The sequence below is a fragment of the Rhodococcus sp. IEGM 1305 genome, assembly GCF_030058635.1.
GTDB lineage: Bacteria > Actinomycetota > Actinomycetes > Mycobacteriales > Mycobacteriaceae > Rhodococcus_F > Rhodococcus_F opacus_D.
On the sequence record NZ_JASHKX010000004.1, the window covers coordinates 97346 to 120666 of the forward strand.

A 23321-nucleotide genomic window follows, 5' to 3' on the forward strand; every position below is an offset into this window, starting at 1 on the left:
CTGACCACAGTGCGCTACTGTGGTCAGACCACAGCCCAGCCCGGTTGGAGTACCCGATGAGAATCGCCCTGTTCGCCACGTGCCTGGCGGATGCCCTGTTCCCCGAATCCGCCACCTCGACGGTCCGCCTGCTCGAGCGGCTCGGCCACGAGGTCGTGTTCCCACCGAAGCAGACGTGCTGCGGGCAGATGCACGTCAACACCGGCTACCAGGCCGAAGCGCTGCCTCTCGTCCGTCACCACGTGGAGGCGTTCGAGAGCGGACCGTCCTGGGACGTCGCGGTGGCGCCGTCCGGTTCCTGCGTCGGATCCGTCCGGCACCAGCACGCGATGGTCGCCCGCCGGTACGGCGACGAATCGCTCGCGACGCGCGCCGAGGAGGTCGCGTCCCGGACGTACGAACTGTCGGAACTTCTCGTCGACGTCCTCGGCGTCACCGACGTCGGCGCCTACTACCCCCACCGGGTGACGTACCACCCGCCATGCCACTCGCTGCGGATGCTGCGCGTCGCCGACAAACCGCTGCAACTGCTTCGCGCGGTGCGGGGGATGACGCTGATCGAACTCCCCGCGGCCGAATCCTGTTGCGGTTTCGGCGGAACGTTCGCGCTGAAGAACTCCGAGACGTCGACCGCGATGCTCGCCGACAAGATGGGCAACGTCCTGAGCACGGGCGCCGAGGTGTGCAGCGCCGGCGACTCGTCCTGCCTGATGCACATCGGCGGCGGACTGTCCCGGCTGCGCAGCGGGGTCCGCACCGTCCATCTCGCCGAGATCCTGGCGAGCACCGAGAAGATCGGGAGCAACGCATGACCACTTTCCTCGGCTCGCCCACCTTCCATGCGGGCACCGGAAATATCCGGGGCACAGAATCTTTCCCCGACGCGGCGCGGAAATCGCTCGCCGACACCCAGCTGCGCGCCAACCTCGGCGCGGCCACCACCACCATCCGCAACAAGCGCATCGCCGCGGTCGCCGAGGTCGACGACTGGGAGGAACTGCGCCGGGCGGGCAGCGCCCTGAAGGCGGACGTGATGGCGCGGCTCCCCGAACTGCTCGTGCAGTTCGAGGAGAACGTCACCGCCCGCGGCGGCACCGTCCACTGGGCGCGCGATTCGGAGGAGGCGAACCGGATCATCACCGACCTCGTGCGGGCCACCGGCTCCGACGAGGTCGTGAAGGTCAAGTCGATGGCCACCCAGGAGACGGGCCTCAACGAGCATCTCGAAGAGAACGGGATCGCGGCGATCGAAACCGACCTCGCCGAACTCATCGTCCAACTCGGCGAGGACAAGCCGAGCCACATCCTCGTTCCCGCCATCCACCGCAACCGCGCCGAGATCCGCGAGATCTTCCTGAAATCGATGCCGGGCATCGACAAGGACATCACCGACGATCCACGGGCACTCGCGATGGCCGCGCGGGCACACCTTAGGCGGAAGTTCCTCTCCGCGAAGGTGGCGATCAGCGGCGCGAACTTCGGGGTCGCGGAAACCGGGACCCTTGCGGTGGTGGAGTCGGAGGGCAACGGGCGGATGTGCCTCACCCTCCCCGACACCCTCATCACCCTCATGGGCATCGAGAAACTGGTCCCGACGTTCACCGACCTGGAGGTGTTCATGCAACTGCTGCCGCGGTCGTCCACCGCCGAGCGGATGAACCCGTACACCTCCATGTGGACCGGGGTGCATCCCGGCGACGGCCCGCAGAACTTCCACGTCGTCCTCCTCGACAACGGTCGCACCAACGTCCTCGCGGACGAGGTCGGGCGGTCGGCGCTCCACTGCATCCGCTGCAGCGCCTGCCTGAACGTGTGTCCCGTCTACGAGCGGGCGGGCGGTCACGCGTACGGGTCGGTGTATCCGGGCCCGATCGGCGCGATCCTCAGCCCGCAACTCACCGGGACCACCGGTCACGACGACCCGAACGCCTCGCTGCCGTTCGCCTCGACGCTGTGCGGTGCCTGCTTCGACGCCTGCCCGGTGCGCATCGACATCCCCAGCATCCTTGTGCACCTGCGCGCGGAGCAGGTCGACTCCGAGCGGCACGGGCTTCCCGGCGGCCAGGACCTCGCGATGAAGGCCGCCGGCTTTGTGATGGGGTCGGAGAAGCGGTTCGCCGCCGCCGAGACGGCGTCCAAGATCGGCCGGGTGCTGGGCGGAAAGAAGGGACGCATCACGTCGCTGCCGTACCCGGGGTCGAAGTGGACCGCGAGCCGCGACCTCCCCTCCCCGCCGAAGGAGACCTTCCGACAATGGTGGGCCCGCACTCACGAGGACACGACACGATGACCGCACGCGAAGAGATCCTGACCCGGATCCGGTCGGCGCTCGCCGAAGCGCCCGCCCCCGAACCCGTTCCCCGCGACTACCACCGGCAGCCCGCGTCGGGCCCCGGGGACGTCGAGTTCTTCGCCCACACCGTCGACGACTACCGCGCGCAGGTCCACCGCGCCGAGGAGGGCACGGTCGCCGAGGTCGTCACCGGGCTGATCGCGGAGGGGGCGCGCGCCGTCGTCCCACCGGACCTGCCGCTGTCGTGGCGGCCGCGACGTGACGTCGTCGTCGACGGGGCACCGGCCGAACTGTCGACGCTCGAACTCGACGCGCTCGACGTCGTCGTCACCGGCTGCACCCTCGGGATCGCCGCCACCGGGACGATCGTGCTCGACGGCGGCGCCGGCCAGGGGCGGCGGGCACTGACCCTGGTCCCGGATCACCACATCTGCATCGTGCGCACCGATCAGATCGTCGACACCGTGCCGCAGGCCTTCCAGACCCTCGACGCGACCAAACCGCTGACGTTCATCAGCGGTCCCAGCGCCACCAGCGACATCGAACTCAACCGCGTCGAGGGCGTCCACGGTCCGCGGACGCTGGACGTCGTCATAGTGCGCTGACGCGCCCGTGCGCCCTTTTGGTAGTCCCGGGTACCAAAAAGGCTCACGGGGCGCGGAGCGCCCTCGCGGCCAGATCGGCGGTGGCGCGGACGATCTCCGCGCCACCGAACATCACGTCGTCGTTGTGCCCGGCCCCGGGCAGCACGACGGTTTCCACCGGGCCGAGCGCCGCATCGGCCACGCGAGCGCTCTGCTCCGGCGGGACGACGATGTCGGCGGTGCCGTAGACGACGGTGGTGGGCACAGCGATGCGTGCGACGTACTCCGCGACGGGGAATCGGTCGCGCAGCAACAGCTTGACCGGCAGGAACGGGTAGTGCGCTGCGCCGACGGCGGCGAGGTCGACGAACGGCGACCGGAGCAGCAGGCCCGCAGACGGATACTCGGTGGCGAGTTCGGTGACGACGCCGGTGCCGAGGCTTTCCCCGAAGTAGAGCAGCCGCTCCGGCGGCACGCGACGTTCGTCGACGAGGTGTCGGCGGGCCGCCCGGACGTCGAGTGCCAGCCCGTCCTCGCCGGGGTGGCCGGGGTTGCCGCCGTACCCGCGGTAGTCGAAGAGCAGTGTGGCGAAACCGGCGGCGGCGAGGTCGGACGCCAGCAGCGCCCGGTCGGCCCTGTTGCCGGCGTTCCCGGCGGCCACGAGGACGGTCATGCGCGGGTCCCCGCTCGCGGGTGGGACGTACCAGGCACCGAGTTCGAGGCCGTCCGAGGTGGTCAGCGTGACGTCCTCGGCCCCGGCGATCAGCCGGTCGGCAGGCGGCACCGGGGAGTTGTCGGGGTAGTAGATCAGTCGTCGCTGCAATACCCACACGGCGGCGACCAGCAGAGCCACGACGACGAGCGCGACGATGCCGACGCGGATCATTGCCGGATCGGTGTTCCGGCCCACTCCAGCAACTCGGCGACGGGCAGGGTGTTGATCACGTCCGACGGCTCGACTCCGCGTTCGGCGGCGCGCTCGCAGGCGTACCCCTGCCAGGCGAGCTGACCAGTGGTGTGCGCGTCGGTGTCGATGGAGAACTTGCACCCGCTGTTCAGTGCGAGGTCGATCAGGCGTCCCGGCGGGTCTCGGCGCTCGGGGCGGGAGTTGATCTCGACCGCGGTGCCGTACTCGCGGCACGCCTCGAACACCCGTTCCGCGTCGAATTTCGATTCGGGCCGCGGACCCCGCGCACCCTCGACGAGCCGGCCGGTGCAGTGCCCGAGGACGTCGACGTGCGGGGACTTCACGGCCTGCAGCATCCGCTTGGTCGTCGTCGCCCGGTCGGTGTCCAGGTGCGAGTGCACGCTGGCCACCACGATGTCCAGGTCGGCGAGCAGGTCGTCGTCCTGGTCGAGGGAGCCGTCGACGAGGATGTCGACCTCGATGCCGGTCAGCACGCGGAACGGCGCGAGTTCCGCGTTCAGTTCGGCGACGACGCTCAGCTGGGAGAGCAGTTGCTCCGACGACATTCCGTTCGCGACCGTCAGCCGCGGCGAGTGATCGGTGATCGCGCAGTACTCGTGGCCCAGGGCGGCGGCGCGGCGCATCATCTCCCGGATCGGGCACCGGCCGTCCGACCAGTCGGAATGGGTGTGCAGGTCGCCGCGGAGCGCGTCGAGCAGTTCGGTCCCGCCGAGTCCGATCGGTTCGGCCGCATTGCGCAGGTACGTCAGGTACAGCGGCACCGACGCGGCACACTCACGGATGATCGCGGCAGCCTCGGACCCGATGTCGGGTGGCGACACCCAGCCGCGCTCCTCCAGGTCGGCCAGCGCGTCCTCGTCCGCGTACGTCAGCACGTCGGCCGCCCGCCGGAATGCGGCGATCCTCGGTGCCTCGTCACGCGAGCGCTCGAGCCAGAACGCAATTTCCCGCAGCGCTTCGACGGGGTCCATCTTTCAATGGTGCACGGCTGCCGGGCTGCTGGCTAGGAGCAATTTCTGCCAGAACTTAGGCTCCCCTCGTTGTCCGCACGTTCATACAAATGTTCCCTTCGTCTCGCTTACGACTTCTACGGTGCCGGAGTTGTCCACATTCGAATCGGGAGCCACGGTGAGCTTGAAACCCCTCGCACTGTTCGTCAATCACGACGGAGTGTCCTCGCGCGCGTCCGTCACTTGTCAGTACAAGTGCGGAAACGCGTGCTCCCACGACGTGCCCAACACCTCGCACGGCGAGTATTTCCGTGACATCGCCCGCACCGCCCTGTCGCGGCGCGGGATGCTGCGCGGCACGGGGATGGCCGTCCTCGCCGTCGGCGCGGGCAGCGCGCTGGTGGCCTGCTCGGACGACTCCGGCAGCGGAAGCGTCTCCGGCACGGGCGGTTCGGACGGTTCCGCGCCCACCGGAACGAACTTCGACGCCGTCGCCCCCAACACCGAGGACGCCCTCGTCGTCCCCGCCGGGTACGAGCAGGCCGTGGTGATCCGCTGGGGCGACCCGGTGCTGCCCGGGGCTCCCGCGTTCGACTTCGACAACCAGACCGCCCAGGCGCAGGCGCAGCAGTTCGGGTTCAACAACGACTTCGCCGGACTCCTGCCGGTCGAGGGTCAGCCGAACACCTTCCTGCTGGTGGTCAACCACGAGTACACCACCGAGCCGTTCATGTTCACGGGCTACGACGCCGAAAACCCGTCACCGGAGCAGTTCCAGACCGCGCTCGCCGCCCACGGGCTGTCCGTGGTGCAGGTGAAGGGCGAATCCGCCTCCGGCGCGCTCACTCCCGAGTTCGGACCGTACAACCGGCGCATCACGGCGACGACGGAATTCGTCGTCACCGGTCCCGCCGCGGGCAGCGACTTCCTGAAGACGTCCGCGGACCCGACGGGCACGAAGGTGCTCGGCACGCTGAACAACTGTTCGGGTGGCGTGACACCGTGGGGCACGGTGCTGTCGGGGGAGGAGAACTTCAACCAGTACTTCGCGAACGCCGAACTGGTCACCGACCCCGCCGTCGCCGCACGGCTGAAGCGGTACGGCGTGGAAGGTGCTGCCTCCGAGCGTAAGTGGGAACGGTTCGACAAGCGTTTCGACCTCATCCAGGAGCCGAACGAGGTCAACCGCTTCGGCTACGTCGTCGAGGTCGACCCGTGGGACGCGACGTCCGCACCCGTCAAGCACACGGCACTGGGCCGGTTCAAGCACGAGGCCGCCACCATCCACGTCACCGACGACGGCACCGTCGTGGCGTACAGCGGCGACGACGAGCGCTTCGACTACATGTACAAGTTCGTCTCCAGCCGCAAGGTGATGGAGGGCAGGAGTCAGGCCGCGTTGCGCCACAACATGACGCTGCTCGACGCGGGCACCCTGTACGTCGCGAAGTTCAGCGGCAACTCGGCGGACGAGATCGACGGGTCGGGCACGCTGCCGGCGAGCGGCACGTTCGACGGCACCGGGGAGTGGATCCCGCTGCTGCGCACCGGCGAGGACGGCCGGGGTGAGTCGCTCGTCGACGGCATGAGCGCCGAAGAGGTGGCGGTGTTCACCCGTCAGGCCGGCGACAAGGTCGGTGCCACCAAGATGGACCGTCCCGAGGATTTCGAACCCAGCCCGACGACCGGCAAGGTGTACGTGGCGCTGACCAACAACACCAAGCGCGGCGTCGACGGCGGCGCGGCGGCCGACGAGGCCAACCCGCGGAACAACAACAAGAACGGCCAGGTCCTCGAACTCACCGACGACCACGCCGGCACCGCGTTCACGTGGAACCTGCTGCTCGTCTGCGGCGACCCGACGGAGGCCGACACGTACTTCGGCGGCTTCGACAAGGAGAGCGTCAGCCCGATCTCCTGCCCCGACAACCTGGCGTTCGATCCGCACGGCAACCTGTGGATCTCCACCGACGGCAACGCGCTGAAGTCCAACGACGGCCTGTTCAGCGTCGTCCTCGAGGGCCCGAACCGCGGGGAGACCAAGCAGTTCCTCACCGTGCCCAAGGGCGCCGAGACCTGCGGTCCGATCGTCGGCGACGAGCGGGTCACGGTGTGCGTGCAGCACCCGGGTGAACTGGACGACGCGAGCGCCGACAACCCGGCGTCGCACTGGCCCGACGGCGGCGACGCGCAGCCGCGTCCCGCCGTCGTGGCGGTGTGGAAGTCGGGCGGCCGGATCGGCGTCTGACCCCATGTGAGTGGCAAAGTGTGCCCCAGCACGCTTTGCCACTCACCTGGCGGGGGTGGGCGGGCGCCCGAGCAGCGACTCGAACAGCGCGCCGCCCGCGAGGAACCCGTACCGGTCGTAGAACTCGAACATCGCGGACAACCGGGCGCGACCGTCGTCCGTCAGGTTCCGCCCGTGCCGCGACATCCACTCGTCGACGGACACCTGCTTCACCGACACCGGGCCACCCGCCCGGTCGCACAGGTCCCGCACGCTGAGGGCTTCCGGGCCGCCGAGTTCGTAGGTGGCGCCGTGGTGGATGTCCGGGCCCTCGGCGAGGACGCGCGCCGCGACCTCGGCGACGTCCGCGAGTGCGACGAACGAGAACGCCGCGTCGGGACTGTAGGGCAGTTCGACGGTCGTCGCCGTGCCCGCCAGCACAGCCCCGAAATTCTCGGCGTAGGCGCACGGCTGCAGGACGGTCCACCGGAGCCCGCCGAACGTCCGGAGCGCGTCCTCGCACCGCGCCTTGTCGACGTGGTGGGGCATGAGCGGGGTGTACGGCCAGGCCACGGAGTGGTAGACGAGATGCTCGACGCCCACCGACGCTGCGGCGCGCATCGCGTTCCGCAGCAGCGCCGGCTCGTCGGGGTGCACGTTGGGGGCGATGAAGTACACGCCCCGGCAACCCGACAGCGCCTCTTCGAGTCCTGCACCCGTTTCGAGGTCGACGGCGAAGTCGCCGGGACGCCGGGCGGTGTGCACCACCCGGCGTACGTCGGCGAGTCCCTCGAGCGCCGCCACGACGGCGGCTCCGGTCTTCCCCGCGGCGCCGATGACGGCGATCTCGGCGCCGCGGGAGAGTGACTCGGTCATCGGATCACCGATCGATGAAGTCGAACTCGGCGAACTTCGCACCGCCGGACAGGCGTTCGTAGCCGGGACCGCGGTCGAAGAAGGGCTCGTCGAGGCCGCGGTCCGCGCGCATCTGCTCGCGCAGCGCGTCCGTGGCGTCGACGTCCGCGACCGGTTCCCCGGTCGACGAGGCCAGCACGACACCGTAGTCGACGCGTGCACCCTGCGCGGACACCTTGCCCCACAGCACGTCCCGGACGACCTCCTCGATCGGACGGTCGACCGGGTCGCCCCAGCCGCCGCCACCGGTGGTGCGGATGCGCACCACTTCGCCGGCCTTGATCGGTTCGGCGTCGGTCAGCGCGTCGAACTCGCGCTCGTTCGGGCCGCCCGGGTCGAGGACCACCGAGAACGGTCGTCCGGCCTTGCCGCCCTTGACTCCCCAGCAGGAGAGGATCGACCGGTCGGCGATGGACATGAAGTTCGCGTCCTTGAGCATCCGGATGTGCTTCTCGTAGCCGAGGCCGCCGCGGTAGCGTCCGGCGCCGCCGGAGTCCTTCGCCAGACCGAGCTTCTCGACGATGAACGGGAACCGGCTCTCGGTGAATTCGGTCGGCAGGTTCCGCGAGTCGGGGACGACGTGGATGGTGTCCTCCCCGTCCGCGTAGTGCCTGCCGCCGGACCCGCCGCCGAGCACCTCCCGCATCAGGTACGAGTGCCCGTCGAAGTCCTCGCCGTACACCCCCGTGTAGCGGATGGTCTCCTGGTCGGCGGGCATGTTCCCGTCGACGGCCTTCGCGACGACGCCGGCGAGCACGCCGAGCAGCCGCAGGATCACGAACGTCCGGGCGTTGGTGGGCGCCGGGAAGATCGGGGTGATCAGCGTGCCCTTCTCCGGGAACTTCATCTCGATCAACGGCACGACACCCTCGTTGACGTCGAGTTCCGCCATCCGCTCGGGACTGTCGGCGAGGTTGCGCAGGATCGGCGCGAGCCACTTGATGAGGAAGTTGCCGTCGGCGTAGTCACCGCAGTGGTTGATGGGACCCTTGGCCTGCGGGCCGGTGCCGTTGAAGTCGAGGATGAGGCGTTCGCCGCCCTCGTCCTCGGGGCCGGTCTTGGTGAGCGTGATCCGCTGCCGGTGCAGCATGGGCTCGTCGACGCCGTCGTGTTCGGCGTAGTCCTCCCACGTGTATTCGCCCTTGGGAATCTTGCTGAGGATTTCCCGCCGGTACGTCTCGGTGGTCGCGTCCATCATCGCGTCGAAGCAGGCCTCGACGGTGTCGCAGCCGTACCGCTCGAACAGCTCGGTGAGGCGACGGGCGCCCATGAGGCAGGCGGAGCACTCGGCGTCGAGGTCGGCGGCCAGCGCGTCGGGCATCCGCGAGTTGCGGGTCATGATGCGCAGTGCGGCCTCGTTGGGCACCCCCTGATCCCACAGCTTGATCGGCGGGACCATCAGGCCCTCCTCGTACACCGTGGTCGCGCCGGACGGCATCGATCCCGGGCAGCAGCCGCCGATGTCGTCGTGGTGACCGAACGCCTGCACGAACGCGACGACGGACGGTTCCTCCTCGCCCGGTCGGGTGGCGAACACCGGGACGGTGACGCAGAGGTCGGGGAGGTGGCCGATGCCGCCTTCGGACAGGTAGACGTCGTTGTGGAAGTAGACGTCGCCGGGCTTCATCGTGTCGAGCGGGAAGTCCCGCGCCACCGGATGCACCAGCGCCGAATACGAACGGCCCGTGAGCTTCCGGAGGTTGCGGTCGTGGATGCCGGCCCGGAAGTCGTGCGCGTCGCGGATCATCGGGGAGCGGGAGGTCCGCGAGATCGACGTCTCGACCTCCATCTCGACGCTGGCGAGGTAGCCGGCGACGATCTCCACCAGCACCGGGTCGGGCGTCGTGCCGTCGACCGGGGTCAGCCGGTAGGGCTTGACCGCTTGCACTGCAACGGGTTCGGTGGTGACGGTCATCGGTTCGCTCCGTTCGAGTCGGCGATCTTGGTGATGCGGATGTTTCCGAAGGTGTCGATCCTTGCCCGGAAACCGGGGTGCACGGGGATGGTCGAGCTGAATTCCTCGATCACCGCCGGACCCTCGAGGACGTCGCCGGCGCCGAGCCGGGCCCGGTCGTAGACCTGGGTGGTGACCCACTCGTCGAAGTACGCCGGACGGGTGCCGGTCACGGCGGATTCGGCTCCGGTCCCCGCCGCGATCTCGTTGAGCGTCGGGCGCTTGATCGGGCCGATGCCGCTGACGCGCAGGTTCACCCACTCGACGTGCTGGTGGGGGTCGCCGCGGAAGTCGTAGCCGTACAGCTCCTGGTGCGCCTGGTGGAACCTGTCCGCGGCGTCGTCCATCAACTCCTGCGTGACGGGACCTTCACCGACGGGCACCCGCACCTCGAACGCCTGGCCGAGGTAGCGCAGGTCGGCCGAGCGCGCGTACTTGCGCTCCGCCTCGCCGAAGCCCTCGTCGGCGAGTGCACGTTCCGCCTCGGCGGCGAGCGCGTCCAGCCCCGACTGCAGTTCCTCGATCTTCAGGCGGTCGTGCCTGCAGACGTGGGTCTGCACGTAGTCGTTGCGGACGTCGACCGTGAGCAGCCCGAATGCGGACACGTTGCCCGGGTTCAGCGGGACGAGGACGTCCTTGAGACCGAGGATGTCGACCAGCCGGCAGGCGAGCAGCGAACCGGATCCGCCGAACGTGACCAGGGTGAAGTCGCGGACGTCGAGGCCGCGCTTGACCGTGATCTGCCGCAGCGCGTTGGCCTGGTTCCACGCCGACACCTCGAGGATGCCGGTGGCGCACGCCTCGAAGTCGAGCTTCAGCTGGTGGGCGAGCTGCTCGACGCCCTTGCGGGCCAGTTCGGTGTCGAGGGGGATCTCGCCGCCGAGCAGGTGGGGTGGGATGCGGCCGAGCAGCACGTGGGCGTCGGTGATCGTCGGCTCGCTGCCGCCCTTGCCGTAGCAGAGCGGGCCGGGGTCGGCGCCCGCCGACTGCGGTCCGACGCGGAGCGTGCCCTCGGGGGTCTGCCAGGCGATGGAGCCGCCGCCGGCGCCGACGGTGACGACGTCGATCATCGGGATCTTCGACGGGTACGCCCCCACCCGCCCCTCGGTGGTGAGCGCGGGCTCACCGCGGACCACGACGGTGACGTCGGTCGACGTTCCGCCGCCGTCGCACGTGAGGACCTGCTCCACACCCGCGACACTCGCGATGAGCGCCGCGCCGAGTGCGCCGGCCGCCGGGCCGGACAGCACCGTCGTGATCGGCTGGTGCACGACCTCCTTGGCGGAGAGCACGCCGCCGTTCGACTTCATCACGTAGAACGGGATGTCGCGGGCCTCGCCCTCGTCGGAGGAGAACTCGCGCAGCCGGTTCGCGATGTTGTTCACGTAGTTGCGGATGTTCGGCTTCACGGCCGCGTCGACCAGCGTGGTGATGGACCGCTCGTATTCGCGGTACTCGCGCAGCACCTGGCTGGAGATGCTCACCGTGGCCTCGGGGTATTCCTCGAGCAGAAGATCCCGGACGCGGTTCTCGTGGCTCGGGTCGGCGTAGGAGTGCATGAGGCACACGCCGATGGTGCGGATGCCGCGCTCGGCGAAGAAGCAGGCGGCCTCGCGGACGTCGTCCTCGACGAGGGGACGGATCTCGCTGCCGTCGAACGCGAGCCGGCCGCCGATGGTGCGGACGCGGTCGGCGGGGACGATGCGGTCGGGCTTGACCCAGAAGTAGGAGTTGCCGTAGCCGTCGGGGACGGACTGGCGGGCGATCTCGAGGACGTGCTCGTAACCCTCGGTGGTGATGAACCCGAGGTTCTCGACCTTGCCTTCGAGGAGCTTGTTGGTGGCGACGGTGGTGCCGTGGCTGACGGCGCCGATCGCGTCGCCGGTCTCGCCGAGCTTGGCGAGCACCTTCTCGATTCCGGTGAGGAATCCCTGCGCCGGGTCGGCAGGCGTCGAGGGTGTCTTGGTGGTGACGACGGCTCCGGACTCCTCGTCCACAGCCACGACGTCGGTGAATGTTCCGCCGGTGTCGATACCGACCCGAATCTTTCTGGATTCCACGATTCCTCCTGGGCTCGTCTCTGTAAGGCAATTGCACCGCTTCCGCCGCCCGGTTTCTTTGTCACATATCGCCGAACTCACCGGTCCTCGTTCGGCGCTGCCCGTGCCCGGATGGCCCGGACAGACGACAGCACCCCGAACCGGACGGTTCGGGGTGCTGTGTGACGAGGTGTTCGCGGCGCTACTTCGCGCAGGTGCCCCGCACGAGGATGCCACCGGCGAGAACACCGGCGAGGGCGATGCCGGCGCCGAGCGCGGCCGACGCGAGAACGGTTGCCGTGGAGGTGCCCTCGGGCACCCGCACCCGCGCGGCGGCTGCCGCGGGAACCGGGGCCACCCCCGCGACACCGGGGACCGCCGGAACCTCGCCCGGCGCCGCGGCCACCTCGGCCGCCGGAATGCCGTTGGCGATCACGCCGTCGATGCCCTTGAAGAACACCCCGGCCATCTTCTTCGCGACGCCGGTGATCATCCGCTGCCCGACGCCGCCGACCATGCCGCCGACGACGGCGTCCGCGTCGTAGCTGAGCAGGGTGCCGCCGTCGCGTTCCTCGAGCCGCACCGTCACGTCGGCCTTGACGGTGCCGGGGGCGCCCGCACCCGATGCCGTCATCACGAACGACTCGGGCCGATTCTGCTGCGACAGAATCACTTCGCCGTCATAGGTACCCTTGATGGACGCGACACCCGCCGTGATGGACAACTTGTAATGGTTGTCGCTGAGCTGCTCGAGGGACTGCACCCCGGGGATGGTCGCCGCGAGGACCCGTCCGTCCTGCAGGTTGTCGTACACGGCCTCCGGTGGGGCCGTCAGTAGGGCGGTGCCGGCGATTCTCATTCGTTCTCCTTGCTCTGTGACGACGCGTGTGCGAGGCGAAGCTCGAACAACTCTGAAGGGGATATCGGCATGGAGGTGATCGGGATGCCTTCCGCGTCCTCGATCGCAGCCGCGATGACGGCGGACGTCGGGATCACGCCCGCCTCGCCTGCGCCCTTCATCCCGAGGGGATTGAGACCGGACGGGGTGACGGTGTGGTCCATCTCGAGCGAGTCGGGCATCTCGGTGACGAACGGCATCAGGAAATCCATGTACGACGCGTTGAGCATCTGGCCGTGCTCGTCGTAGACGATCTTCTCGTACAGCGCGCCGCCGACACCCTGCGCGACAGCGCCCATGACCTGGCCCTCGACGATCCGCGGGTTGATGACGTTGCCGCAGTCGTGGATCACGGCGTACCGCCGCACGTGGATCTCCGCCGTCACCGGATCGGTTTCGACGATCGCCGCGTGCACACCGGACGCGAACGTCGACGTCGGGGGCGAGTAGTAGCCGGTGGCCTCGAGCCCGGGTTGCTCGCCCTCCCGGACCGGCGGAATCGTCATGTCGGTGTCGGCTTTCGCGAATCCGGTGGCCTGCCTCGACGCGTCGTCGAACGCGTAGCGCAGCGGATTCGACAGCACCGCGACCACACCCAGCGAGATGGACGTGCCCTCGGCGCCGGGCAGCGTGCCGATCTTGCACACGTGCCCACCGCGAAGTTCCAGTTCGGCGGGATCGAGGTTCAGCGCCTCACCGGCGATCGTGCGGGCCTTCTCGGCCACCATCTGCGCCGCCACGTGGAACGCCGATCCGGACATCACGGCGCCGCGGGACGCGAACGTGCCGACGGCGTAGCCGAATCGACGGGTGTCGCCGGTGACGATCTCCACGTCGGTGACCGGCACGCCGAGGTCGTCCGCGACGATCTGCGCGAACGCCGTCTGGTGGCCCTGCCCCTGGGTGGTCAGACCCGTTGCGGCCTTGACCTTCCCGGACGTCTCGACGAGGACGTGGGCGCCCTCGTACGGGCCGGGCCCGGTGCCTTCCACGTAGGCGCCGATCCCGATGCCCACTGCCCGGCCTTCGGCTTTCGCCTGCTTCTTGTAGTCGGCGAACCCGTCCCAGTCGATGAGTGTCTTGAGCTTGTCGATCCCGGCCTGGTAGTCGCCGGTGTCGTAGATCAGCGGGCGGCCGTCCTGGAACGTGAGGTGGAAGTCGTACGGCATTTCCTCGGGACGGATGAAGTTGTGCTCGCGGACCTCGATGACGTCCTTGCCGAGATACTTCGCGATCGCGTCCATCGCCCGTTCCATCGCGAACACGGCCTGCGGTCGGCCGGCGCCGCGGTAGGGCGTGACGATGACCGTGTTCGTGTACAGCGAGTACGCGTCCACCCGGAAAGATTTCGGCTTGTACGGCCCGAGCACCTGCGTCGACGTGTTCAGCATGACGATGATGCCGTACGGCAGGTAGGCGCCGTTGTCGTGCCAGAACGTGAAATCGAACGCGAGGAGGGTGCCGTCGTCGTCGAATCCGACCGTCACCTCCTGGATCTGGCCGCGCTCGTGCGCGCTCGACACGAAGTGCTCGCGCCGGTCCTCGACCCATTTGACCTCGCTCGAGATGCCCGCCGTCCCGAGCCGCCGCGCGGCCCAGGTGACCATGACCTCCTCCGGCCACGGGTGGACGATCTTGACGCCGAAACCACCGCCGACGTCGGGTGCGATGCAGTGGACCTTGTTGTGCGCCATCTTCAGTCGTGCCGCGATCGCCGCGCGGGCCGACGTGGACGTCTGCGTGGACGTCCAGAACGTGAGCGCCTGCTCGTCGGTGTCCCAGCGCGCGTAGACGCCCTTGCCCTCCATCGGCATCGACGCCGACCGCTCGATCTCGAGGTTCAGGGTCAGCCGGTGCGGTGCGTTCGCCAGTTCCGCGTCCACGTCGCCGAATCCGTGCTGCAGGTGCGCCGCGACGTTGTCGGGGACGTCCGCGTGCACCGCGTTGTCCGCCTGCCGCGCCACGTCGATGCCCACGACCGGTGGGAGCATCTCGTACGTGACGTCGATCTTGGCGCACGCGTCCTCGGCGATGTACCGGTTGTCGGCGACGACCATCGCGATCGCCTCGCCGACGTGGTTGACCTCGTCCTTGGCGAGCGGATACCCGTTGCGCGGGGCGGTGATCGCCGGATGCGGGATCAGGAGGGGGAGGTTCTCCGCCATCTCCGGGGAGTCGTCCACGAGGTCGTCGTACGTGTAGATCGCGTGCACACCAGGCAGATCGAGTGCGGCATCGATGTCGATCCCCGTGATGCGGGCATGCGCGTGCGGTGACCGGACGAACGCGGCGATGAGCGCGTTGTGCCCCAGATCGTCGAGGTAGCGGCCGTTGCCGGACAGGAGCCGGGCATCCTCCGTGCGGGGAATCGGCTTGCCGAACAACTTCTCCGACGCGGCGGGCGCGTCGGCGTCCGTGGTGGGCGCGGGCTCGGTGCGGGGTTTTGTGACGCTCATGCTCGCCCTGCCCTTCCAGCGACCGGGTTGGTCGTGCCGCGGACCTTCGGATCGAGTGAGGCCCGCGACGACTCGTCGTCCTCGCCGAGCGGGAACTCGCCCGAACGCTCGCGCTTGATCTCCGCGGCACGCAGCACGGCCGCCCTGATGTTCTGGTATCCGGTGCACCGGCAGAGGTTGCCCGCGATCGCGTCGGTGGCCTCCTCGCGGGTGGGTGAATCGTTCTCCTCGAGGAACGCGGCGATGGTGGTCACGAAGCCGGGAGTGCAGAATCCGCACTGCAGACCGTGGCAGTCGATGAACGCCTGCTGCACCGGATGCAGGGTGCCGTCGGGTTCGACGAGACCCTCGACGGTGGTGACCTCCCGGCCCTCGAGGCTCGCCGCAAGCACCAGGCACGACCGCACGGGCTTGCCGTCGAGCAGCACGGTGCATGCGCCGCAGACCCCGTGCTCGCAGCCGACGTGTGTCCCAGTCTGGCGTAGATGGTGCCGGATCGCGTCGGACGCGAGCGTGCGCGACGGCAGCACCACCGTCTGCGTCACCGCGTTGAGCGTGAACGTCACCGCGACGTGCTGTTCGCCCGTCTCCTCCTGCAGTTCGGCGAGTTGCTCGTCGATGCTGCGCTGACGCGGGCGGCCTTCGCCGCCACGATGCATTGCCTTTGCCATGGTCACCTTCCTCCCGCCGACGCGTGCACGGCGGCACCGTCGAGTACTGCATCCTGCGCGGCCGCGAACCCGACCCGGGCGGTCAGCGCCGCCACCAACTGCGACCGGTACCGCGCCGTGGCGTGGATGTCGGGCTCGGTGTCGATCCGCTCCCGCGCGAACTCGGACAGATTCCGCCACAACGGGTCCCGGTCGTCCGTCGCGGACGCACCCCGCAGCACGTCCGTGTAGTCGACGACCTCACCGAGTTCGCCGGCCGACACGTACGTCATCCGGGCCTCCGAAACCGCACCGCGTTCGACCCGCACCTGCGCCGCGACCCCGACGAGTGCGTAGTCGCCGTGCCTGCGGGCGATCTCGTCGATCGCCGTCCCGACACCGGGTTCGGCGGCCGGGACGGTGACGCTCGTGGCGATCTCGTCCGCCTCGAGCGTCGTTTCGAGCGGCCCGGCGAACAGGTCGGTCGAGCGGATCTCCCGGACCCCTCGCACCGAACGCACGGTGACCGAGCCGCCGAGCAGCGCCAGCACGGCCGGCATCTCGGCGGACGGGTCGGCGTGGACGATCGAGCCGACCGTCGTGCCGCGGTTGCGGATGGTCGGGTGTGCGACGAGACGCAGTCCGCGGCCGATCAGCGGTTGCACCTGGGCGGCGCCGCGGTCGGCTTCGAGCACCGAGTGGGTGGTCAGTGCGTCGAACGTGACACCGAGCTCGCGTGACGACGACACCGCGTCCAGCCGGGGGATCGATCCGATGTCGACGAGGTGCGCCGGCGCGGCCAGCCGCATGGAGAGCAACGGGATCAGCGACTGCCCGCCCGCGAGCACTTTTCCCTCGTGAGCCACGTCCGCGAGGATCTGACAGGCCTCGTCGATCGACCGAGGTCGGTGATAAGTCAGTGGCGACGGTTTCATTCCTCAGATCCTGCCCGTATCGTGCGCTCGACGTTTCGTGAACTAGTGACAAAACTCACGTCCCACCGATGGCAGATCACGTGAGCTGACCGACCCGATCCGGGGCCGTTCCGTCGTCCGCGGTGGGCTTCGGGGTGTGACCGCCTGCCCCCGCGTCGTCGGCGTCCTTCGGGGCGATGACGCGGCACAGGTGGTACATCCCGATCACCACGATCGTGCCGAGTGCGATGCCGCTCAGGGAGAAGCTGTCCGTGAACGTCAGCTCCGTGTCACCGATCGCGATGATGAGGCCGGCGGCGATGGGCATCAGGTTGAGCGGGTTGCCGAAGTCGACGCCGTTCTCCTTCCAGATCTTCGCGCCGAGCAGGCCGATGATCCCGTAGAGCACCACCGTGATTCCGCCGAGCACACCGCCGGGGGTCGCGGAGATGACGGCACCGAACTTGGGGGAGAAACCCAGCAGCATCGCGATGACGCCTGCCGCGGCGTACGCGGCCGTCGAATACACCTTCGTCGCGGCCATGACGCCGATGTTCTCGGCGTACGTCGTCGTGGGGGATCCGCCGACGCTGGTCGCGATGGTGGTGGCCAGGCCGTCGCCGATCAGGGCGCGTCCCATCATCGGGTCGAGGTCGGTCTTGGTGATCTCGGCGACGGCCTTGACGTGTCCGGCGTTCTCCGCGATCAGGGCGATCACACCGGGCAGCACGAGGACGATGAACGTGAGACTGAACGACGGCGCGTGGATGCCGACGATGCCGTTCGCCTCGTCCGAGAACGGCGGGAGCCCGATCCACGACGCCGAGGAGACGCCGTCCCAGTTGACACGGAAGTGCTCGGTGACTCCGCCGGCCACCGGGTCGTACGACGTGATCATGCCGGTCGTCAGGTCCAGCACCCACGACAGCACGTATCCGAAAAGCAGCGTCAGGAAGATCGCGACCCGCCCGAGGAATCCGCGGAGCGCGACGCTCGCCACCACCAGCACGACCATCACCGTCAACGCGACCCACTGGTCCTGCGGCCAGTACGTTCCGGCGACGACCGGGGCCAGGTTGAACCCGATCAGCATGACGACGGCACCGGTGACCACGGGCGGCAGGATCTTGAACACCACCCCGCCGCCGAGGAAGTGGATCAGCACGCCGATCCCGGCGAGCACGAGACCCGACACCAGGATCGCCCCGGTCACCTGCGCCGAGGTGCCGCCCTGGGCGCGGATGGCGGCGATGCCGCCGACGAACGCGGCCGACGTCCCCAGGTAACTGGGAATCCGGCCCTTGACGACCAGCAGGAAGAAGAGGGTGCAGAATCCCGACAACATCACGGCCAGTTGAGGATTGAGACCCATGATGATCGGGAAGACGAACGTGGCCCCGAACATCGAGACCACGTGCTGCCCGCCGAGCCCGATCGTGCGACCCCAGCTGAGCCGTTCGCTCGGGGCGACGACCTCCCCGGGCGCGATGGTCTTGCCATCTCCGTGCAGTGTCCAGATAGGCATAGGGGGACCTTTCAGACAGGTGACGGTGCAGGGGTGCCGACGGCCAGCTTCGATGATGTGCCGCATGTCACATTTGCACCTCGATAGGAGGGCAACGTTATTACAGCGTCAGCCACCCGGCGTGAGAAGAATCTGCCAGTGCGTGCCCGGCGAAATTGGCAACTTTAGGAATTGATGCCGCGCATCGCCATGATCTTGAGGGCGAGCGACAGGTCGAGGCGCAATTCGGGGTGATCGGTGAACGACCCGAGCATCTTCTCCAGCTTCACCACCCGGTACCGCAGGGTGTTGTAGTGAAAGTGCAGTTGACGTGCGGTTTCGGCGATGTTGATGTTGGTGGCGAGCAGCACCTCGAGGGTGCGCCGCATGTCCTGCGCCTCGGGTGTGTCCGCCGTCAGCTCACGCAGGGTCTCCTGCGCGAACGACTCGAGTTCGCGGTCGTCCTCGACGAGGCTCAGCAGCCGGTAGACACCGAGGTCGTCGAAATGCGTCACGGCCCAGGCGCCGGTGATCTGCCGTCCCACCTTCAGCGCGGTCCGGGCCTGGCCGTAGAGGGCCGGGATGCCGTCGACCGAGTCCGTCGGCCGGGACACTCCCACCCCGAAGGGTCTGCGCCCACCGCCGCCGTCGCCGCGCACGTACGCGACGAGTTCGTGGACGAGGTTCATCGTGTCGGTGCCGACCCCCATCAGGATCACCGTCTCCGTCGCCAGCGCGGTGACCGCGGCACCCGTGTCACGGCCCGCGACGGCACTCGTGAATGCCCGCGCCTGTCGCTCGACGAGCGGCATCCGGGTGGGCATCGACGGCTCGTCCTCACCGACCGGATCGGGTTCGATCACCACGACGACCACGGGACGGTCCAGGTCCCAGCCGAACGTCTTGGCGTGCGCGACGACGTGCTCGTGTTCGCCGCCGCGGCCGAGCAGCAGGTCCCGCACGAAGTTCGCGCGGTGCTTCTCCTCCACCGAGGACACGACCAGTTCGCGGGCGACCACCAGGGCGCACACCGCCGCCGCCTGCTCGACGAGATACAGGTCTTCGCTGCGCAGCGGGTGTCCGGTGCTGAAGTGCACCAGCCGCCCGTGATCGATGCCGTTGGCCGAAATCGCTGAGACGGCGATGAACTCGTCGCCCAGCCGGTGCAGGCCCAGCCCGCCCTCCGTCGAATCGGTGCGGACCCGCCCGGTGGAGTCGAGCGCCGCACTCGACGCCAGCCGGTTCAGCTCGGACTCGTCCCCGGCCCGGCACAACTGACGTCCGTCGGGTGTCGTGATCAGCACGGCCCCGCCCAGTTCACCGTGGACGGCGTCGGCGAGTTCGGCGAACCCTCCGCCGGCCATCACGACGTCGACGAGCACTCTCCGCAGCCGGTCCGCCTCGAACACGGCGTCGACCTGCCGGGCCGACAACTCCGCGAGCGCAGCCGCCAGCGGGTGTGTCTGCGAGTACAGGTCCGCGACCACGACGAGAGGAAGCCCGAGTTCGTCGGCCGCATCGGACATCTCGGCCGGCAACGTCGCGGTGGGGTCGTCGAGCCGGACGGCGAGCCCGGAGACGCCCCGCCTGTCGAGTCGGGCGAGAAACGCGTCGATCGGCTCGACCAGCCGGCCGAGAACCGCGGACGTGGTGAGCAGCAACTGCCCGGTGCGGAGCCACGGTCCGATGTCCGGCACCGCCATCACGGCGACGTTCGACACCTCACGCGAGGTGCCGGTCTCGCCGGCGACGAGGGTCGGGGAGACGAGGAGATCGGACACCAGCACGTCGGCGAACGGTTGCGGCGCAACGTCCCGAGCAGGCCCGTCGCCGGTGTCGGCGGCTGCACGGAACCCGGGAGCGGAACTACCGACATCCCTCGCCGTCACTGCAACACCCTGCTCACCTGATCCGATACTCGCCCCGAATGGCGCGAAAGTGTGACCTTAAGTCGAAACCGAATAACCGTCAAACGACGGTCACGCGGCGCACTCGGATGCGTACGAAACCTATGTACACGAAGGGCAACTCGTGGATCGGCATCTGGCATGCGCCTACCGCACAGCCGGGCAGGTCGCGTGCTTTCAACCCGGACCGGATCACAACCATCGTCGCACCGACCAGGGCAGACGTCGCGGTGAGCGGCCGGAGCCTGCGAGTAGGCTGGCGCGGTCGAGAAGGAGAGATCTTGTGCCCATGAGTGAGCCGTATGCAGTCGTCGGAGCAACGGGTGGTCAAGGAGGCGCCGTCGTCGACGCGCTCCTCGAACGAGGACGTGAGGTACGAGCACTGGTCCGTCGAAGCTCTTCGCGCTCAGACGCGTTGCGCCTGCGAGGCGTCGACATTGCCGTGGCTGATATCACCGATCGGGCGGCGATCGCGTCAGCCGTCGAGGGGTGCGCGGGCGTGTTCGCCATGACAACGCCTTTCGAGGACGGCCCGGAGGCGGAAATCGCTCAGGGTGCCGCGCTTGTCGGCGCGTTCAGTGATTCCGGTGTTCCCCACGTGGTGTTTTCTTCGGTGGCCGACGCGGACAAGAGCACCGGGGTCCCACATTTCGACACGAAGGCTGCTACCGAGTCGTTGCTGCGAGACTCCTCGGTCTCGTACACGATCGTCGGGCCGACCTACTTCTATGACAACCTGCTCGGTGGCCTCGACAGCATCCGCCGAGGCCGGCTCGATCTGCCTCTGCCGGTCGACACCCCGCTGCAGCAGTTGTCGCGCCGGGACCTCGGTCGGTTCGTCGCCCTCGTGTTCGACGACCCGGACCGCTTTGCCCGGACACGAATCGACCTGGCGTCGGACGATCCGACGCCACGTCGGATGGCCGAAGTGCTCGGCGAGGTACTGGGCACGCCGGTTCATTCCCATGCGTCCGACGCGGACGCCATCGCATCGCCGGACATGCGCGCGATGTTCCGCTTCCTTACCGACACCGGATACGACGCGAACATCGGCGAACTGCGCCGGCTCTACCCCGAGGTGGGGTGGCAGAGCTTCGCCGATTGGGCAGCCGAGTTGGCGTGACCGCGTGATCTCCGCAGATTAGTGGCGTTTGCCGGTCGGGGTTGTCCGGGTGCCCGGTGGTGGGGTGTCGGCCCGGGCGAGTTCGGCCACGCGGTCGGCCAGCTCACCGGTCAGTGTCGTGTCGGGTTCGGTGCTCGCGGCGTCCGCAAGCCGGGTTATGACGGTTGTGGTCGCCGGGTCGGCGGGGTCGGCTACGTCGTCGAGGTTCTCGGCAAGCGAATCGGTGTCGAGTTGATGGGCCGCCTTCTCGTTCAGCTCGGCGTTCCCTACGGCCGCGGACCGAGAGGCGGTCTCTACCTCGGCGGCAGCGATATCCGAGGCGCCGGGATCGTCATCGGTGTCGGGGGCGGTGCCGGCGACCAGGGTGATGCGGGGTGGGGCGTCGGCGCCACGATGGGCACGGTCCTGGTGACCCAGAACGCTACCGACGGCGCAATCGAGCAGGCCGAGGCCGCCCCGGTACAGCCGTCGGGCCGGTGCTGCGGGTGCCAGGTGTGCGATGACCTGTTCGTCGATCAGGTGAAGGGGGTAGCGCACGATCGTGTACTGCGCGCGCAGTACGGCCAGGGGAAGTGCGGTGATGATGTTCATGAGGCCTCTATATCGGGTGAAAGGAAGGACTGGGTGCCGCCGCAGGGGTTCCATACCGGCGCGGGAGACGCCCCTTCCACCGCCTTGACATCCCGCGTCGTCGCTCCACGTCCGGTTACCCGAAACTGCGTCCGATTACCCACGCCGTGATGCGACTGGTGGCCCGCCGGCTACGCACTCCTGGACTTCGACATCACGGTGAATCGAACCGCTCAGCTGCTGGAGCTCGAGCCCGGTGGTGCCCCGGGTCGTCTTCATCATCTCGGCGAGGATCGACACCGCGGTCTCCTCGGGAGTACGCGCGCCCAGGTCGAGGCCGATCGGGGAGTGCAGCCGTGCCAGCTCCGCCGCGGTCGTCCCCTGTTCCCGCAGCAGCGCGACCCGGCGCTCGTGCGTGGCCCGGCTGCCCATCGCGCCGATGTACGCGGCGTCCGATCGCAGGGCCAGGCCCAGCAGTGGGATGTCGAATTTCTCGTCGTGGGTGAGCACCGCGAGGACCGTTCGGTGGTCGACCGGCGCGGTCTCGAGGAAGCGGTGCGGCCACATCACGACGACGTCGTCGGCGTCCGGGAACCGGGCGCGCGTCGCGAACACGGCGCGGGCGTCGATCACCGTGACGTGGTAGCCGGCGAACGCGCCCAGCGTGCACATGGCCGCCGCGAAATCGATGGCCCCGAAGATGTACATCCGCGGCGGGGGCGCGAAGATCTCGACCATGCACACCGTCTCGGACCGCAGCTGATACACCCGCGACTCACCGGCGTCGAGACGACCGCGGACATTATCGACATCGGTCTCGGGCAGGTCGAGGTCGCCCGCGGCCCCGTCCCCGGTGATCACGCAGCGCCGGGTCCGTGCTCCGTCGCCGGTCTCCGTCACGACGGCGATCGGCTCACCCCCGCGGATCCTGCGCGCCACGTCCGCGAAGTCCGGGAAGTCGTTGTGCCCGATACGCTGAACGAACACCTCGATGGTGCCGCCGCACGTCAGACCGACACCGATCGCGTCGTCGTCCGCCACACAGAACACCTCGGTCCGGCTGCGCCCGTCGGCCAGCACGTCCCGCGCCGTCTCGTACAGCGCGCTCTCGACACACCCACCGGACACACTTCCGAGCACCTCACCGGATTCCGACACGGCCATCGCCGCGCCCGGTGCCCGCGGAGACGACTTCCAGGTTCGCACCACCGTGGCGAGGACGAAGTTCTCGCCGCGATCGAACCACGCTTGCAGGCCCGTCAGGATGTCGCGCATCGCCTCGTACTCCTCGGGTGCTTCGTCGGGACCCTCACGCTAACCGGCGGCGACCGGCCGTCGCGGCACACAATGCGCCGAAATCCCCAGCGGCCGCTTGTGCATTCTCGCCATCGCTATCGATCGGCGGGTCC

The 23321-nt window shown here is 68.8% G+C and carries 18 protein-coding genes; 5 read left to right on the plus strand and 13 right to left on the minus strand.

The annotated features are described in order from the left end of the window. Positions 1 to 56 precede the first annotated feature (56 nt). The 3 genes from QM693_RS10200 to QM693_RS10210 are packed head-to-tail and all read left to right on the plus strand — an operon-like array spanning position 57 to position 2898. Positions 57 to 812 carry a (Fe-S)-binding protein gene (locus QM693_RS10200; protein ID WP_283352234.1) on the plus strand — a complete coding sequence of 252 codons (756 nt, stop codon included), beginning with the start codon at positions 57 to 59 and terminating at the stop codon, positions 810 to 812. Continuing rightward, positions 809 to 2290: a LutB/LldF family L-lactate oxidation iron-sulfur protein gene (locus QM693_RS10205; protein ID WP_005571241.1), complete on the plus strand. Its 1482-nt coding sequence runs from the start codon at positions 809 to 811 to the stop codon at positions 2288 to 2290. Before QM693_RS10200 ends, QM693_RS10205 begins: the two co-directional genes overlap by 4 nt. Beyond that, entirely contained in the window at positions 2287 to 2898 is a 612-nt protein-coding gene (locus tag QM693_RS10210) for a LutC/YkgG family protein (protein WP_283352235.1), read from the plus strand. Before QM693_RS10205 ends, QM693_RS10210 begins: the two co-directional genes overlap by 4 nt. A 43-nt stretch (positions 2899 to 2941) precedes the next feature. Here QM693_RS10210 and QM693_RS10215 read toward each other — a convergent pair whose 3' ends face one another. Together QM693_RS10215 and QM693_RS10220 are read right to left on the minus strand one after the other, a co-directional pair. Next, the gene (locus QM693_RS10215; RefSeq protein WP_283352236.1) at positions 2942 to 3763 is read right to left on the minus strand and encodes an alpha/beta hydrolase; all 822 of its coding nucleotides are present in this window, start codon (positions 3761 to 3763) and stop codon (positions 2942 to 2944) included. Beyond that, on the minus strand, positions 3760 to 4776 hold the full coding sequence (locus QM693_RS10220) for a PHP domain-containing protein (RefSeq protein WP_133985771.1): 1017 nt from the start codon (positions 4774 to 4776) through the stop codon (positions 3760 to 3762). The genes QM693_RS10215 and QM693_RS10220 overlap by 4 nt, the downstream gene beginning before the upstream one ends. A 157-nt stretch (positions 4777 to 4933) precedes the next feature. On the opposite strand from QM693_RS10220, the gene QM693_RS10225 reads away from it, so the two are divergent. Next, positions 4934 to 7003: a PhoX family protein gene (locus QM693_RS10225; protein WP_283352237.1), complete on the plus strand. Its 2070-nt coding sequence runs from the start codon at positions 4934 to 4936 to the stop codon at positions 7001 to 7003. Positions 7004 to 7045: 42 nt separating this feature from the next. Here the strand turns inward: QM693_RS10225 and QM693_RS10230 are convergent, their stop codons facing one another. From QM693_RS10230 to QM693_RS10270, 9 genes are all read right to left on the minus strand, one after another. Next, positions 7046 to 7858 (minus strand): NmrA family NAD(P)-binding protein, encoded by an 813-nt coding sequence (locus tag QM693_RS10230; RefSeq protein ID WP_283352238.1) that lies wholly within the window; start codon positions 7856 to 7858, stop codon positions 7046 to 7048. A 4-nt stretch (positions 7859 to 7862) separates the two neighbouring features. Then, positions 7863 to 9812, minus strand: a complete 1950-nt coding sequence (locus tag QM693_RS10235; protein WP_283352239.1) for a hydantoinase B/oxoprolinase family protein — start codon at positions 9810 to 9812, stop codon at positions 7863 to 7865. Further along, complete coding sequence (locus tag QM693_RS10240; RefSeq protein ID WP_283352240.1) at positions 9809 to 11911, minus strand: hydantoinase/oxoprolinase family protein; 2103 nt, start codon at positions 11909 to 11911, stop codon at positions 9809 to 9811. The genes QM693_RS10235 and QM693_RS10240 overlap by 4 nt, the downstream gene beginning before the upstream one ends. Positions 11912 to 12092: 181 nt before the next feature. Further along, entirely contained in the window at positions 12093 to 12749 is a 657-nt protein-coding gene (locus QM693_RS10245) for an SRPBCC family protein (protein ID WP_283352241.1), read from the minus strand. Continuing rightward, a complete protein-coding gene (cutA, locus tag QM693_RS10250) occupies positions 12746 to 15244 on the minus strand; it encodes an aerobic carbon-monoxide dehydrogenase large subunit (protein ID WP_283352242.1) in 2499 nt (832 codons plus the stop codon). Before cutA ends, QM693_RS10245 begins: the two co-directional genes overlap by 4 nt. Then, the gene (locus QM693_RS10255; RefSeq protein WP_283352243.1) at positions 15241 to 15915 is read right to left on the minus strand and encodes a (2Fe-2S)-binding protein; all 675 of its coding nucleotides are present in this window, start codon (positions 15913 to 15915) and stop codon (positions 15241 to 15243) included. Before QM693_RS10255 ends, cutA begins: the two co-directional genes overlap by 4 nt. A 2-nt stretch (positions 15916 to 15917) precedes the next feature. Continuing rightward, a complete protein-coding gene (locus tag QM693_RS10260) occupies positions 15918 to 16829 on the minus strand; it encodes an FAD binding domain-containing protein (RefSeq protein ID WP_280779292.1) in 912 nt (303 codons plus the stop codon). A gap of 76 nt (positions 16830 to 16905) precedes the next feature. After that, complete coding sequence (locus QM693_RS10265; RefSeq protein ID WP_283333327.1) at positions 16906 to 18333, minus strand: uracil-xanthine permease family protein; 1428 nt, start codon at positions 18331 to 18333, stop codon at positions 16906 to 16908. Between the two features lie 164 nt (positions 18334 to 18497). Then, positions 18498 to 20201: a PucR family transcriptional regulator gene (locus QM693_RS10270; RefSeq protein WP_283352244.1), complete on the minus strand. Its 1704-nt coding sequence runs from the start codon at positions 20199 to 20201 to the stop codon at positions 18498 to 18500. A gap of 301 nt (positions 20202 to 20502) precedes the next feature. Here QM693_RS10270 and QM693_RS10275 point away from each other — a divergent pair, with 301 nt between their 5' ends. Further along, on the plus strand, positions 20503 to 21342 hold the full coding sequence (locus QM693_RS10275) for an NmrA/HSCARG family protein (RefSeq protein WP_502942625.1): 840 nt from the start codon (positions 20503 to 20505) through the stop codon (positions 21340 to 21342). An 18-nt stretch (positions 21343 to 21360) separates the two neighbouring features. Here QM693_RS10275 and QM693_RS10280 read toward each other — a convergent pair whose 3' ends face one another. Then, a complete protein-coding gene (locus QM693_RS10280; RefSeq protein WP_283352246.1) occupies positions 21361 to 21933 on the minus strand; it encodes a hypothetical protein in 573 nt (190 codons plus the stop codon). A 135-nt stretch (positions 21934 to 22068) separates the two neighbouring features. Next, the gene (locus tag QM693_RS10285) at positions 22069 to 23187 is read right to left on the minus strand and encodes an XdhC family protein (RefSeq protein ID WP_283352247.1); all 1119 of its coding nucleotides are present in this window, start codon (positions 23185 to 23187) and stop codon (positions 22069 to 22071) included. Between the last annotated feature and the right edge of the window lie 134 nt (positions 23188 to 23321).

What these genes read in the sequence shown, in the direction of transcription:
- QM693_RS10200 (WP_283352234.1), top strand. Translation starts at nt 57, where the DNA reads ATGAGAATCGCCCTGTTCGCCACGTGCCTGGCGGATGCCCTGTTCCCC.
- QM693_RS10205 (WP_005571241.1), top strand. Translation starts at nt 809, where the DNA reads ATGACCACTTTCCTCGGCTCGCCCACCTTCCATGCGGGCACCGGAAAT.
- QM693_RS10210 (WP_283352235.1), top strand. Translation starts at nt 2,287, where the DNA reads ATGACCGCACGCGAAGAGATCCTGACCCGGATCCGGTCGGCGCTCGCC.
- QM693_RS10215 (WP_283352236.1), bottom strand. Translation starts at nt 3,763, where the DNA reads ATGATCCGCGTCGGCATCGTCGCGCTCGTCGTCGTGGCTCTGCTGGTC.
- QM693_RS10220 (WP_133985771.1), bottom strand. Translation starts at nt 4,776, where the DNA reads ATGGACCCCGTCGAAGCGCTGCGGGAAATTGCGTTCTGGCTCGAGCGC.
- QM693_RS10230 (WP_283352238.1), bottom strand. Translation starts at nt 7,858, where the DNA reads ATGACCGAGTCACTCTCCCGCGGCGCCGAGATCGCCGTCATCGGCGCC.
- QM693_RS10235 (WP_283352239.1), bottom strand. Translation starts at nt 9,812, where the DNA reads ATGACCGTCACCACCGAACCCGTTGCAGTGCAAGCGGTCAAGCCCTAC.
- QM693_RS10245 (WP_283352241.1), bottom strand. Translation starts at nt 12,749, where the DNA reads ATGAGAATCGCCGGCACCGCCCTACTGACGGCCCCACCGGAGGCCGTG.
- cutA (WP_283352242.1), bottom strand. Translation starts at nt 15,244, where the DNA reads ATGAGCGTCACAAAACCCCGCACCGAGCCCGCGCCCACCACGGACGCC.
- QM693_RS10255 (WP_283352243.1), bottom strand. Translation starts at nt 15,915, where the DNA reads ATGGCAAAGGCAATGCATCGTGGCGGCGAAGGCCGCCCGCGTCAGCGC.
- QM693_RS10260 (WP_280779292.1), bottom strand. Translation starts at nt 16,829, where the DNA reads ATGAAACCGTCGCCACTGACTTATCACCGACCTCGGTCGATCGACGAG.
- QM693_RS10265 (WP_283333327.1), bottom strand. Translation starts at nt 18,333, where the DNA reads ATGCCTATCTGGACACTGCACGGAGATGGCAAGACCATCGCGCCCGGG.
- QM693_RS10280 (WP_283352246.1), bottom strand. Translation starts at nt 21,933, where the DNA reads ATGAACATCATCACCGCACTTCCCCTGGCCGTACTGCGCGCGCAGTAC.
- QM693_RS10285 (WP_283352247.1), bottom strand. Translation starts at nt 23,187, where the DNA reads ATGCGCGACATCCTGACGGGCCTGCAAGCGTGGTTCGATCGCGGCGAG.